The sequence below is a fragment of the Duganella radicis genome, assembly GCF_009720825.1.
GTDB lineage: Bacteria > Pseudomonadota > Gammaproteobacteria > Burkholderiales > Burkholderiaceae_D > Rugamonas > Rugamonas radicis.
This window is the reverse complement of record NZ_WNKY01000040.1, coordinates 16441-29631: the sequence shown is the minus strand read 5'-3', so window position 1 is coordinate 29631 and position 13191 is coordinate 16441. Positions and strand designations below refer to the sequence as shown.

Genomic DNA, 13191 nt, shown 5'->3' with positions numbered 1-13191 from the left:
TGTTGCTGTTTGGGAACAGGTTAAAAACTGGCGGCCTGCTTGAGGTCGGGCCGCTCGCACCAGCGGGCGAAGGCCTCGGCCATGCGTTCGCTCTCGCCGATGGCGTGCAGCCAGTCGCGCGTGCGGTGTTCGTGGTTTTGGCCGTAGACCCTGAAGTCCTTGCGGTCGGGGAGCTTGGCGTTGGGCAGTCTGGCGACAAATTCCGCCGATGGCGAGACCAGAATCATGTTTTCCAGCGCCTGGTCGCGTGCGCGCCGCCACGGCATCGACTTATCGAGCCAGCCGGGCACGATGTAATCGCTGAAGTGCGGGTACAGCACCAGGCCGGGATCGCGCTGATAGGGCAGGTGCAGGTGATAGTCGATCAAGCCGCCGTCCCAGTAGGCGCCGTCGGGCGCGCCGGCGATATTGGTCACCGCTTCCAGCACCAGCGGGATGGAGCCGGAAGCCAGCAGCGCGTCACGCAGGTTTTCTTGCGACAGGCCGACGAAGTGGCCGGCGAAAGCGTCGAAATCGTCGCGCAGCCAGCGGGCGTCGTCGCGCTGATTGTGAAAGATCACGCGCTCCATGGAGGACGCGAGGCGCTTGCGCGACACGGCGTTGCCGGCGGCGGCCAGCAGGAAGCCAGCCATCTCGCGCCAGCGCGCGCCGTTGGTGGACGCCAGCGCGCCGATGCCGCGCATGGTGATAATCGAAACGTGATGCTCGGGATGACTGACCGCCTCATGACCGCGGCCATCGAGCAGCTCGTCGAGCAGGGCGCGGCAGGTTCGCGTGACATAGGCGGGCGTCACCTTGTCCGGATAGCGCTGGCTGGCATACAGGCGCGCCAGCCGCTTATGCGCCGCGACCGGGTCCTGGAACGCCGAAGCGGCCATGCGCCAGGCGCCGATGGATGCGCCGACCAGGCGGCGCTGGCGCGGCGCGTTCCTGAAAAACTCGCCGAACATCCAGCAATCCATCCCGTGCAGGATCAGGCCTTTCGGACCGCCGGCGGCGGCAGGAACAATAGCGATATCGGCGGCCTGGACGCCCTCGGCGGCAATCCGCTGGCGGGCGCGCTGGCCCAGACGAATAGAGATAGGAGAACTCATGACATGTCCAATAACCCGGGGTCAGTTCTTGCAATCCAACACGAGCACAGCATTGGAATAGCTGAGTTCGTGTTGGATTGCAAGAACTGACCCCGGATTTTACTTGAGGCCGCCGCCGAGGGTGCGGTACAGGTCGATGGCGGTGGTGGTACGCAGCAGGCGCGCTTGCACCAGGGTTTGCTGGGCGCTGAATAGTTCGCGTTGCGCGTCCAGCACGTCCAGCGAGCTGGCCACGCCGTTGTCGAAGCGCAGTTGCAGCAGTTTCAGGCGATCGGCTTGCGCTTCCTGCACGGCGCGCTGGGCGTTGACTTGTTCGCCCAGGTAGTCGCGCGCGGCCAAGGCGTCCGCAACTTCGCGGAAGGCGGTCTGGATGGTTTTTTCGTAGTCGGCTACGGCGAGGTTTTTGCGGACTTCGGCCAACGTCAGGTTGGCGCTGTTGCGGCCGGCGTCGAAGATGGGCAGCGTCAGTTGCGGTGCGAATGACCAGCTGCCGGAGCCGCTGTCGAACAGGCCATGCAGCGACGGGCTGCTGCTGCCCACCGCCGCCGTCAGGCTGATACGCGGGAAGAAGGCGGCACGCGCGGCGCCGATGTTGGCGTTGGCCGCTTTCAGGCGCTGCTCGGCGGCGCGAATGTCGGGACGGCGCGACAGCAGATCCGACGGCAGGCCTGCCGGCAGCGCGTTCAGGACGTCGATTTGCGCGTCGCTCGGCATGGCGCCCGAGGCGGCCGACGCCGGTGGCTGGCCGACCAGCAGCGTCAGTGCGTTTTCCGCCTGCGCGCGCTGGCGCGCCAGCGTGAGGGCGGCGGCGCGCGCGGTTTCCATCAGCGTTTCGTTGGAGCGCAGGTCGAGGCGCGACGATGCGCCCACTTCGGCGCGCTGCTGGGTGAGTTTGTAGGTGCGGGCGCGCGCTTCGTAGGTTTGCTGCGCCAGCGCGTACTGCTCGGCGTAGGCGCGTTCGGTGTAGTAGGCCTGCGCCACTTGCGCCACCAGCGCGATTTGCGCGGCTAGCCGTGCTTCTTCGGTGGCGAGGTAGCTCGCCAGCGCGGCGTCGTTCAGGCTTTTTACCCGGCCGAAGAAGTCCAGTTCAAACGAGGATACCGATACGCCCACGTCGTAACGCTCGCCGATGGTCGAGCGGCCAGTGGAGGACAGGAAGGCCGGCGTCTTGGCGCGGGTGTCGGCCAGGTTGGCGTTCAGGTTCGGCAGACGGTCGGCTGACTGGATGTTGTACTGCGCGCGCGCTTCTTCGATGCGCAGCACTGCCGTGCGCAGGTCACGGTTGTTGTCGAGCGCGGAGGCGATCAGCCGCTGCAAGCGTGGATCGGTGAAGTAGTCGCGCCAGCCGGTATCGACGGCGCTGCGGGCATCGGCGCGCAGCGGCAGGGGCACGCTGGTGCGCGACGCGGCGCCGGCGCTGTCGGACGGGAAGGCCGCCGCCACCGGCGCGGCAGGGCGCTGGTAGGTCGGCGCCATCGAGCAGGCCGACAGCAGCACGGCACTCAGCAGGGCAGCAGGCTTAGTCATAGGTTTCATGGTTTTTATCATTCAGTTCATGCGCGGCCAGCTTGCGCTGACGTTCGCTGCCTTTGAAGATGCGCCGCACCACCACAAAGAAGACCGGCACCAGGAACACCGCCAGCACGGTCGCGGTAATCATCCCACCCATCACACCGGTGCCGATGGCACGCTGGCTGGCCGATCCCGCGCCGGTGGCGATCACCAGCGGCAGCACGCCGAGAATGAACGCCAGCGAGGTCATGATGATGGGACGGAAGCGCAGGTGCACCGCCTCCAGCGTCGCCTCGATCAAGCCTTTGCCTTGCGCTTGCAGATCTTTCGCAAATTCGATGATCAGGATCGCGTTCTTGGCCGACAGGCCGATAATCGCAATCAGGCCGACCTTGAAGTAGACGTCATTCGGCAGCGCGCGCAGGTGGGCGCCCAGCAGCGCGCCCAATACGCCCAGTGGCACCACCAGCAGCACCGCTATCGGAATCGATTCGCTTTCATACAGCGCCGCCAGCACCAGGAAGGCCGCCAGCAGCGACAGGGCGAACAGCATCGGCGCCTGCGAGCCGGAGGTTTTTTCTTCCAGCGACTGGCCGGTCCATTCGATGCCGAAGCCCGGCGGCAGTTGCTCCGCCAGGCGTTCCAGCTCCGCCATCGCTTCGCCGGTGGAGCGGCCTGGCGCCGCGTCGCCGGTCAGTTTGATGGCCGGGTAGCCGTTGTAGCGCACCAGCTGCACCGGGCCTTGTATCCAGCGCGAGGTGGCGAACGAGGAGAATGGCACCATGGTCCCGCTGGCGCTGCGCACGTTGAGCTGCATGATGTCCTGCGGCTGCAAGCGGCGCGGCGCGTCGGCCTGCACGATCACGCGCTGTTGCCGACCGCTGCTGGTGAAGTCGTTCACATAGGAGGAGCCCAGCGCGGTCGACATCATGGAGTTGATGTCGGCGAAGGCCACGCCCAGCGCGTTGGCTTTCTCGCGGTCGATTTCCACCCGCAGTTGCGGCGCGTCTTCCAGACCCTCGGGACGTACGCCTTTCAGCACAGGGCTTTTGCCCGCCAGTTCCAGCAATTGGTTGCGCGCCGCGACCAGCGCGTCGTGGCCCTGCGCGCTGCGGTCCTGCAAGCGCGCGGTGATGCCGGTGGCGTTGCCCAGTTCACGGATCGGCGGAGGGCTGAGCGGGAAGATGATGGCATCCGGTATGCCCGACAGCGCGCCAAACGCGCGCTGCGCGATCGCCTGCGCCGAGTCTTCCGGTCCGCGTTCTTTCCAGTCCTTCAGCGGGATGAAGATCAGGCCAGCGTTCTGGCCATTGCCGGAGAACGAGAAGCCCGCCACCGAGATGGTGCGCGCCACGGCCGGCTGTTTGCGGAAGTAGGCGTCGGCCTGCGCCAGCACGGCCTGTGTGCGCGATTGCGACGCGCCCGGCGGCAGCTGGACGTTGGCGATCAGGTAGCCCTGGTCTTCGTTTGGCAGGAAGGACGATGGCAGCTTGGCGTACAGCCAGCCCACCACGCCGCACAGCAGCGCGAAGATCACGAGATAACGGCCGGTGCGCTTGAGGATGCGCGCGATCATGCCCTGGTAACCGGTGGCCGTCACCGCGAACTTGCGGTTGAACCAGCCGAAGAAGCCTTTCTTCTCGTGGTGATGGCCGGCCTCCACTGGCTTGAGCATGGTGGCGCACAAGGCCGGGGTCAGGGTCAGCGCCATCAGTGCGGAGAACAGCATGGCCGATACCATCGCCAGCGAGAACTGGCGGTAGATCGCGCCCACCGCGCCGCCGAAGAAGGCCATCGGGATGAACACCGCCACCAGCACCAGCGTGATGCCGATGATGGCGCCGGTGATCTGACTCATGGCCTTGCGGGTGGCGTCGCGCGGCGACAGGCCTTCCTCGCTCATGATGCGTTCGACGTTTTCCACCACCACGATGGCGTCGTCGACCAGGATGCCGATCGCCAGCACCATGCCGAACATGGTCAGCACGTTGATGGAGAAGCCGAACAGCTGCATCGCCGCGAAGGTGCCCATCAAGGCCACCGGCACCACGATGGTCGGGATCAGGGTGTAGCGGATGTTTTGCAGGAACAGGTACATCACCAGGAACACCAGCAGCACCGCTTCCAGCAGGGTCTTGACCACTTCCTCGATCGAGATTTTGACGAACAGCGAGGTGTCGTACGGGATGGTGTACTTCACGCCGGGCGGGAAGTACTTCGCCAGCTGATCCATTTTTTCGTGCACGGCGGTGGCGGTTTGCAGCGCGTTGCCGGTCAGGGACAGCTGGACGGCGATCGCCGCGAACGGCTGGCCGTTCAGGCGCGCGCTGGTGGTGAAGCTGGCGCCGCCCATTTCGATGCGGGCCACGTCTTTCAGCCGCACCAGCGACCCGTTCGGATTCGCGCGCAGCACGATCTGGCTGAACTCCGTGGTGGAGGTCAGCTGGCCGCTCACCACGATGGGCGCGGAGTAGGTTTGCTGCGCAGGGCTGGGCAGGTCGCCCAGCGTGCCGGAGGTGACTTGCGCATTCTGCGCGCGGATCGCCGCCGTCACGTCGGCCATGTTCAGTTTCAGGCCGACCAGCTTTTGCGGATCGACCCAGATGCGCATGGCGCGCTCGGTGCCGAACAACTGCGCTTGCCCCACGCCGGGAATGCGCTTGATTTCGTTGACCACGTTGCGCGCCATGTAGTCGCCCAGACCGGTGGGATCGAGCCGGCCGTCGGTGGAGGTCAGGCCGACGAACATCAGGATGTTTGAGCGGGCTTTGTTGACTTGCACGCCTTGCTGCGTGACGGCGGCCGGCAGGCGAGATTCCACCCGCTTGATGCGGTTCTGTACATCCACCGCCGCCAGGTCAGGATTGGTGCCGGGGACGAAGGTGACGGTGATGTTGACGGCGCCACTGGCCTCGCTTTGCGATTCCACGTATTGCAGGCCGTCGGCGCCGTTCATTTCCTGTTCGATGACGCTGGTGACGGCGTCGTCCAGCACTTGCGCGGTGGCGCCGGGGTAGTTGGCCGTCACCACGATGGATGGCGGCGCAATGGTCGGGTATTGCGATACCGGCAGCACGGTGATCGCCAGCATCCCGCCCAGCAGGATGAACAGGGCGATCACCCATGCGAACACCGGGCGATCAATGAAGAACTTGGCCATGTGGGTCCCCGCTTACTTGGCCGCGGCCGCGGCTGGCGTGGCGGGAGCCGGCGTGGCGCCCACCGGGCCTTTCCACGGCTGCGGGTTCACGGTGGCGCCGGGCTTGGCCTTCTGGAAGCCTTCGACCACAATGCGCTCGCCGCCTTTCAGGCCGGCGCTCACCACCCAGTTGTTGCCGTCGTTGGCATTGGCCGTCACCGGCTGCGAAACCACTTTGTTATCGGCGCCGACGATCAGCACCGTCGATCCCTCGTTGGTGCGGACGATGGCTTGCTGCGGCACGGTGATGGCCGCCTCGCTGACGCCCTGCTCAAGGCGGGCGCGCACGTACATGCCGGGCAGGAGGACGCGGTTCGGATTCGGGAATTCGGCGCGCATGGAGACGGTGCCGGTGCTTTCGTCCACCGACACATCGGAGAACAGCAGCTTGCCGGCCTGCGGGTAGGGCTGGCCGTCTTCCGTCACCAGCGTCACGCGTACCTGGTCTTTGCCGGCGCGTTGCAGCTTGCCCTCGGCCAGCGCGCGTTGCAGCTTCAGCACGTCGGTGGACGATTGCGTGATGGTGACGTAGATCGGATCGAGCTGCTGCACGGTGGCCATCGGCGTCGCTTCGCCCTGGCCGACCAGCGCGCCCTCGGTGACCAGCGCGCGGCTCACGCGGCCGGAGATGGGCGAGGTGACGGTGGCGTAGCCCAGCGTCAGGCCGGCGTTGGTGCGGGCCGCCTTGCTGGTGGCCAGATCGGCCGCCGCCTGTTTCTGCGCGGTGACGGCGTCGTCGTATTCCTGCTGACTGACCGCCTGCGCCGCCAATAATGGTTTATACCGTTTCACCTTGAGATCGGCCTGCGCCAGATTGGCCTCGGCCTTGGCCACCGCCGCCTGCGCGCTGTCGTACGAGGCCTGGAACTGCGCCGGGTCGATGCGGAACAGGACTTCGCCCGCCTTCACATCGCCGCCTTCCTTGTACACCCGTTGCAGCACGATGCCGGCGGTGCGCGCGCGCACCTGTGCGATGCGCGAGGCCTCGGTGCGGCCGGGCAGTTCGCTGTTCAGGGTGACGGCGGCGGGAGCGACGGTGATGACGGAAACGGCGGCGGGCGGCGGCGCGCTCTTGGGCGCTTCCTTGTCGCCGCAGGCGCTCAACAGGGTAAGGAGGGCAAGGGCGGTGCAACGAGGGACGAATCTCATGGATGTCTCGCGGTGTTTATAGTTAAGGCAAGATTGTAATGCAAAAAAGGCAGGAGGGCGGCCTGTGCCGCGCTCCTGCCTTTTGCAGAGCAATCCCGGCGATTAACGCATGCCGGAGATGATTTGTTTCAGCTTGGCGGTATCGGCCACGAAGGAGCGGATGCCTTCGGCGGTCTTCTCGGTGGCCATGGCGTCTTCGTTGAACATGAAGCGGAAGGTCGGCTCGTCGATGGCGATCTTGCCGATCGGCGCGCTGCTGCTGGCGTCCGGGCTCAGTTTGCGCTCGAGCGGGGCGTTGGTGTCGGCCAGTTTTTGCAGCAGGTCCGGGCTGATGGTCAGCAGGTCGCAGCCGGCCAGTTCCAGGATCTGGCCGGTGTTGCGGAAGCTGGCGCCCATCACTTCGGTGTTGTAGCCGAACTTGCGGTAGTAGTTGTAGATGCGCTTGACCGACTGCACGCCCGGATCTTCGGCGCCCTGGTAGTCGATGCCGGTGGACTTTTTGTACCAGTCGTAGATGCGGCCGACGAACGGCGAAATCAGCTTGGCGCCCGCTTCGGCGCAGGCGATGGCCTGCGGCAGCGAGAACAGCAGCGTCATGTTGGTGTGGATGCCTTCCTTCTCCAGGATTTCGGCGGCGCGGATGCCTTCCCAGGTCGAGGCCATCTTGATCAGCACACGTTCGCGGTCGATGCCGTTCTTTTCGTACAGCTTGATCAGGTCGCGGCCCTTGGCCACCGAGGCGGCGGTGTTGAAGGACAAGGCGGCGTCGATTTCGGTCGACACGCGGCCCGGGATCACGCGCAGGATTTGCTTGCCGAAGGCGACCAGCAGGTGATCGATCACTTCGCCGGTGCTGGCGTCCATGTTATCGCGCACGGCTTTTTCCAGCAGCGGCTTGTACTCTTCTTTTTGCACCGCCTTCAGGATCAGCGACGGATTGGTGGTGGCGTCGCGCGGGGTGTATTGCTGGATGGCCTGGAAGTCGCCGGTGTCGGCGACCACGATGGTGTGTTGCTTGAGCTGTTCGAGTTGGTTCATAAGTGCTGCCAATCTGATAAGAAAAGTGGTGGTCGCGCTTATTTTACTCCGTCTCAGCCGAGGCGCATCACAATTGCGCCGCAAGCGATCAGGGTGATGGCGAGGATGCGGCCGGGCGCCAGTTTTTCGCGCAGGAACAGGGCGGCGATGACGGCGGCGAACAGGATGGCGGTTTCGCGCAGGGCGGCCACGGCGGCCACCGGGGCGTGCGTCATGGCCCACAGGGCCAGGCCGTAGGAGGCCAGCGTGCCGAAACCGCCCAGCAGCATCACACGCAGGTGGGCGCGGGCGTAGGCCGGGATTTCGCGCCAGCGGTTGGTGGAGCAGAGCAGCAGCAGGGCGGCGGTCAGCACGAACAGCCACATGGTATAAGCGGCCGGCGCGGCGGATTTGCGCACGCCGACGCCGTCGATCATGGTGTAGGCGGCGATGACGGCGGCGTTGAGCAAGGCGTAGGCGGTGGCGCGGCGCCGCGCTGCACGGTTGGCGGCGGTGTCGGCGCCGGCGCTGGCGCCGCGCAGGATGGTCAGGGTCAGCACGCCGCCGCAGATCAGCGTGATGGCGACGTCCTGCCGCCAGTGCAGGCGTTCGCCCAGCAGCGGCACGCTGGCCAGCGCCACCAGCAGCGGCGCGGCGCCGCGCATCAGCGGGTAGGCCTGGCTCATGTCGCCATGTTTGTAGGCGGCGGCCAGCAGGCGGTAATAGATCACCTGGCAGCAGGCGGAGGCGATCAGCCACGGCCAGCTGTCGGCGCGCGGCATGGCGGCGAAGGGCAGCAGCGGCAGCGAGACGGCGCCGGCGCCGCAGGCCACCAGCAGGGTGGTCAGGTATTTATCGGGACCGGCCTTGACCAGCGCGTTCCAGCTGGCGTGCAGCAGCGCGGCAAACAGCACGACGGTGACCACCGAACCTTCCATCGGCTAGCGCAGCTCCTTGCGAATTACCGGCTCCGGCACATTGCGGGTTGTCGCCATCATCGTTATCAATTGACGGAAATAGAGTCTTCTATCATATACGAGTTGCGGATTTCGTCCCGCCCCGGGTGTGCGGTGTCAGCCGAAGCGCGCCTGGTACTCGCTGGGCACCACGCCCAGCTGCGCGGCGAACGCGCGCCGCAGATTGTATTCGCTGCCAAAGCCACTCTGGGCGGCGGCGCGCTTGACCGACATGCCGGGCTGCTCGAGCAGCGCGCAGGCGCGCTCCATGCGCAGCCGCAGCAGCAACTGCGCCGGCGACACGCCCGCTTCCCGCTGTAACTTGCGGTGCAGCGAGCGCACCGACAGGGCAAACGCGGCCGCCATCTGGTTGACATCGATCGGCTGCTTAAGGCGCGGACGCAACCACGCCGTCAACTGGCCGTGCAAGCCTTGCGGGTCGGCCTGCGCCAGCAATTCAGAGCTGAACTGGCGCTGGCCGCCGGGGCGCTTGAAAAACACCACCAGCCGCTTGGCCACGCGCAACGCGAAGGAGCGGCCCAGGTCCTCGCCGACCAGGCTAAGCGCCAGATCGATGCCGGCGGCGATGCCGGCCGACGTATAGATAGGGCCGTCCTTGATATAGATGGCGTCTTCCTGGACGGTGATGGCCGGGAACTGTGCCTGCAGCTGCGCCGCGTCCTGCCAGTGGGTGACGGCGCGGCGCCCGTCCAGCAATCCGCTGCGCGCCATCACGAATGCGCCGGTGCATACCGAGCAGCAGCGCTTGACGGCGTTCGCGCCGCCGCCGGCCTCGGCCACCCAGCGCACGATGTCCGGCGTCAGCGCCGGGCTGCTGCCATCCTCCAGGCCTCGACCGCCCACCATGATCAGCGTCGCTCCGGCCAGGCCGCCGGTGGGCAGCGGCGCGGTGAGTACGCTCAGCCCGGCGGCGGAGGTGACCAGGCCGCCGCCGGGCGAGACCATGTGTATTGCGTATGGCGCGGGCCGGCCGGCGTCGCGCGCCTCGTCGTTCGCGGTGGAGAACACCTGGGCCGGGCCGGTGGCGTCGAGCAGCGCGAAGCGCGGCAGCACCAGCAGCCACACGTCGATGGCGGGCGCGGTGACGGACGTCGGGGCGGAATCGGGGCTGGAATGTTGAGCGGCACGCATATTGGCAGATATTCCATCATCGATGTCACTTGTGTCAAGCGCGGAACTGGGAAGATGCTGCCTTTCGTTTCGGGAGGCGCGCATGACCCGCTCCATCGGCATCTATGTTTACGACGACGTCGGGATTCTTGACGTCGCCGGCCCCTATGAAGTATTTACCTGTGCCACGCGCGTCAGCGCCATGGCGACGCCGGAGGCGCCGCCGTTCCGGATCCGCACCGTCGGCCGCACCCCGGCGCTGCTGCGCGCGCGCGCCGGATTGACCGTTTTCCCCGAGGCCGACTTCGGCGGCGCCGGCATCGACGTGCTGATCGTGCCCGGTGGCGTCGTCGACGCCGAATTGGCCAGGCCCGATGTCATGGCCTGGATCGCCGGCGTCGCGCGTGACTGCGAACTGGTGGCCGCCATCGGCACCGGCGCTTTCCTGCTCACACAGGCCGGGCTGCTTGACGGCCGGCCGGTGGCGGCGCGACAGCCGCCGGCCGGGCCGGCCGCCGCGTTTCCCGAGTTGCGGATAGCGGGCAAGCGGCGCCTGCCCAGCCATGGCGCCATCGTCGCCGCCGGCGGCGTCACGGCCGGCATCGACGTGTCGCTGCACCTGGTCGCGCGGCTGGCGGGGCGTGAGTTGGCGCGCGCCACCGCGCGCCACATGGACTACGATTGGACTGACTAGGAAAAGCGCGAGAAGGTAGAGCGGGAGCCGAGTGGTATCACTCGAGCTCGCCCTCAGAATGGATCAGCCGATGAAGGAATCGAATTGCAGGTCGAATTCCTGCAAGGCTTTCTGGGCGTTCTGCATTTTCTTGCGGAACTCGGGGCCGCGCTGCAGGGCCAGGCCGACCGCCAGCACGTCGATCACCACCAGGTAGGCCAGGCGCGCCGAGATCGGCGTGTAGGGGTCGATGTTGAAGATCAGGTCGATCGGGATCAGCACCGTCGCCAGGTCCGCCAGCGGGGTGCCGGACGGCGCCAGCACGATCACGTCGGCGCCGCCGCGGCGCGCCAGTTTCACCGAGCGCACCAGCGACGGGCTGTTGCCGCGCTGGGAGATCGCCACCAGCGCGTCGCCCGTGCGCAGCAGGGCCGCCGCGATGCTGTGGATGTGCGGGTCGGCATAGGCCACCGTCGGCACGCCGGAGCGGAAGAATTTGTGCTGCGCGTCGGCCGCCACGATGCCGGAGGTGCCTTGTCCGTAAAACTCGATCTTGTTGGCCTTGGACAGGATGTCCAGCGCCTTCTGGATCGCTTCCGGATCGAGGTTGTTGCGCAGGTCGAGCAGGGTGTTGATCGAGCGGCTGCAAATCTTGTTGACCAGGTCCGCCGCCAGGTCGTCCTGGGTCGGCTGTTCGTTCAGGCCGGGCAGGGCCAGCGCCAGGCCCTGGGCCAGCTTGAGCTTGAACTCGTGCCAGCCGTCATAGCCCAGCGTGCGGCAGAAACGTACCACGGTCGGTTCCGACACTTGCGCGCTTTTGGCCAGCGCAGTGATGTTCTGGTTGACCGTCTGCGTCGGATGTTCGAGCACGGCCAACGCCACCTTGCGCTCCGATTTGGAGAGCGAGTCGAGTTGGGTACGGATGGAATCGAGCAGCATTAGTCTTCCGGCAGAACTTCTTCACGCCATTGCAGGCCGTCGCGGCCGATCAGGGCCGAGGCGGCCGCCGGGCCCCAGGTGCCGGACGCGTATGGCAGCGGGTAGCTGTCTTCCGATTCCCAGCTGTTGAGGATAGGCTCGACCCATTCCCACGCCGCTTCCAGTTCGTCGCCGCGCATGAACAGGGTCAGTTGCCCGCGCAGCACGTCCAGCAGCAGGCGCTCGTAGGCTTCCATGCGCGGCGATTTGAATTGCTCGCGGAAATCCAGCTCCAGCTCGGCCTGTTTCAGGCGCATGCCGTCGCCCGGCGTTTTCGCCATCAGGTTCATGCGCAGGCCTTCGTCCGGTTGCAGACGGATCACCAGCGAATTCGGCTGGAAGCTGTTGGTTGGCTGGTTGAAGATGGAGTGCGGGATCTGCTTGAAGCGCACCACGATTTCCGCCAGGCCGTCGGCCATGCGCTTGCCGGTGCGCAGGTAGAACGGCACGCCGGCCCAGCGCCAGGTGTCGATTTCCGCTTTCATGGCAACAAAGGTTTCGGTGCGCGAGTGGGCCGGCGCATCCGGTTCGTCGCGGTAGCTCGGCACGGCCTTGCCGTCCACGTGGCCGGCGCGGTACTGGCCGCGCACGATGTTTTGCGCCAGCGTGGTCGGGGTGAAGCGTTTCAGCGAGCGCAGGACCTGCAATTTCGAGTCGCGCACGGCGTCCGGCGAGATCGAGGTCGGCGGTTCCATGGCGACAATGCACAGCAGCTGTAACAGGTGGTTCTGCAGCATGTCGCGCAGCGCGCCCGAGGTGTCGTAGTAGCCGAGGCGGTTGCCCACGCCCAGTTTCTCGGCGATGGTGATCTGCACGTCGGAGATCCACTCGCGGCGCCACAGCGGTTCGAACAGGATGTTGCCGAAGCGCAGGGCCAGCAGATTCTGCACGGTCTCTTTGCCGAGGTAGTGGTCGATACGGTAGATCTGCGATTCCTCGAACACCTTGCCCACTTCGGCGTTGATCTGCTTGGCCGAGGCCAGGTCGCGGCCCAGCGGTTTTTCCAGCACCACGCGCGAATTCGGCGTCACCAGGCCGTTTTCCTTCAGGCTCTCGCAAATCTGGGCGAAGATGGCCGGCGGCGTCGCCAGGTAGTAGACCTTGGTGATCGCCTCGTCCTTGCGCAGCGCCTCCACCAGCGGCTTGTAGCTGGTGGCGTCGGTGGCGTTCAGCGACACGTAGACGATGCGGGCGGTAAAGCGCTGCCACGCGGACTGGGTCACGGCCGGCGATTTGATCAGCGGTTTGGACGTGGTTTCCACCGTTTGCAGGAATTCTTCCTGGCTGGCGTCCGCGCGGCCCACGCAAATGATGCGGGCGGTCGGAGGCAGGTCATTGGCGACATCGCGGGCATACATCGCAGGCAGCAATTTGCGCATCGCCAGATCGCCGCTGCCGCCAAACAGAACCAGATCAAAATCGGAAAGAGCCATAGTATGAAAATCGTCGCAAAAAAAGTGCCGAAGGAATTGCCGTACAGAG

At 66.0% G+C, this 13191-nt stretch carries 10 protein-coding genes; 1 reads left to right on the top strand and 9 read right to left on the bottom strand.

What is annotated here, in order from left to right:
- Positions 1–20: 20 nt before the first annotated feature.
- The 7 genes from GM676_RS24620 to GM676_RS24590 all read right to left on the bottom strand — a co-directional run bounded on the left by GM676_RS24620 (position 21) and on the right by GM676_RS24590 (position 10079).
- A complete protein-coding gene (locus GM676_RS24620) occupies positions 21–1094 on the bottom strand; it encodes a patatin-like phospholipase family protein (protein WP_155466841.1) in 1074 nt (357 codons plus the stop codon).
- A gap of 99 nt (positions 1095–1193) precedes the next feature.
- Positions 1194–2630 (bottom strand): efflux transporter outer membrane subunit, encoded by a 1437-nt coding sequence (locus GM676_RS24615; RefSeq protein WP_155466839.1) that lies wholly within the window; start codon positions 2628–2630, stop codon positions 1194–1196.
- On the bottom strand, positions 2614–5766 hold the full coding sequence (locus GM676_RS24610; protein ID WP_155466837.1) for an efflux RND transporter permease subunit: 3153 nt from the start codon (positions 5764–5766) through the stop codon (positions 2614–2616). The genes GM676_RS24615 and GM676_RS24610 overlap by 17 nt, the downstream gene beginning before the upstream one ends.
- A 12-nt stretch (positions 5767–5778) precedes the next feature.
- Positions 5779–6954, bottom strand: coding sequence for an efflux RND transporter periplasmic adaptor subunit (locus GM676_RS24605; protein ID WP_155466835.1), 1176 nt, complete (start codon positions 6952–6954; stop codon positions 5779–5781).
- A gap of 102 nt (positions 6955–7056) precedes the next feature.
- Positions 7057–7992, bottom strand: coding sequence for a transaldolase (gene tal / locus GM676_RS24600; protein WP_155466833.1), 936 nt, complete (start codon positions 7990–7992; stop codon positions 7057–7059).
- A 53-nt stretch (positions 7993–8045) separates the two neighbouring features.
- The gene (locus GM676_RS24595; RefSeq protein WP_155466830.1) at positions 8046–8909 is read right to left on the bottom strand and encodes an EamA family transporter; all 864 of its coding nucleotides are present in this window, start codon (positions 8907–8909) and stop codon (positions 8046–8048) included.
- A gap of 135 nt (positions 8910–9044) precedes the next feature.
- Positions 9045–10079, bottom strand: coding sequence for a GlxA family transcriptional regulator (locus GM676_RS24590; protein WP_155466827.1), 1035 nt, complete (start codon positions 10077–10079; stop codon positions 9045–9047).
- Between the two features lie 82 nt (positions 10080–10161).
- Here GM676_RS24590 and GM676_RS24585 point away from each other — a divergent pair, with 82 nt between their 5' ends.
- Complete coding sequence (locus GM676_RS24585) at positions 10162–10752, top strand: DJ-1/PfpI family protein (protein WP_155466824.1); 591 nt, start codon at positions 10162–10164, stop codon at positions 10750–10752.
- A gap of 63 nt (positions 10753–10815) precedes the next feature.
- Here GM676_RS24585 and GM676_RS24580 read toward each other — a convergent pair whose 3' ends face one another.
- Together GM676_RS24580 and zwf are read right to left on the bottom strand one after the other, a co-directional pair.
- Positions 10816–11670, bottom strand: coding sequence for an SIS domain-containing protein (locus GM676_RS24580; RefSeq protein ID WP_155466821.1), 855 nt, complete (start codon positions 11668–11670; stop codon positions 10816–10818).
- Positions 11670–13142: a glucose-6-phosphate dehydrogenase gene (gene zwf, locus GM676_RS24575; protein ID WP_155466818.1), complete on the bottom strand. Its 1473-nt coding sequence runs from the start codon at positions 13140–13142 to the stop codon at positions 11670–11672. Before zwf ends, GM676_RS24580 begins: the two co-directional genes overlap by 1 nt.
- Positions 13143–13191 lie beyond the last annotated feature (49 nt).

Excerpts from the sequence above, each read along its gene's own strand:
- GM676_RS24620 (WP_155466841.1), bottom strand. The coding sequence starts at position 1,094 with ATGAGTTCTCCTATCTCTATTCGTCTGGGCCAGCGCGCCCGCCAGCGG.
- GM676_RS24615 (WP_155466839.1), bottom strand. The coding sequence starts at position 2,630 with ATGAAACCTATGACTAAGCCTGCTGCCCTGCTGAGTGCCGTGCTGCTG.
- GM676_RS24610 (WP_155466837.1), bottom strand. The coding sequence starts at position 5,766 with ATGGCCAAGTTCTTCATTGATCGCCCGGTGTTCGCATGGGTGATCGCC.
- GM676_RS24605 (WP_155466835.1), bottom strand. The coding sequence starts at position 6,954 with ATGAGATTCGTCCCTCGTTGCACCGCCCTTGCCCTCCTTACCCTGTTG.
- tal (WP_155466833.1), bottom strand. The coding sequence starts at position 7,992 with ATGAACCAACTCGAACAGCTCAAGCAACACACCATCGTGGTCGCCGAC.
- GM676_RS24595 (WP_155466830.1), bottom strand. The coding sequence starts at position 8,909 with ATGGAAGGTTCGGTGGTCACCGTCGTGCTGTTTGCCGCGCTGCTGCAC.
- GM676_RS24590 (WP_155466827.1), bottom strand. The coding sequence starts at position 10,079 with ATGCGTGCCGCTCAACATTCCAGCCCCGATTCCGCCCCGACGTCCGTC.
- GM676_RS24585 (WP_155466824.1), top strand. The coding sequence starts at position 10,162 with ATGACCCGCTCCATCGGCATCTATGTTTACGACGACGTCGGGATTCTT.
- GM676_RS24580 (WP_155466821.1), bottom strand. The coding sequence starts at position 11,670 with ATGCTGCTCGATTCCATCCGTACCCAACTCGACTCGCTCTCCAAATCG.
- zwf (WP_155466818.1), bottom strand. The coding sequence starts at position 13,142 with ATGGCTCTTTCCGATTTTGATCTGGTTCTGTTTGGCGGCAGCGGCGAT.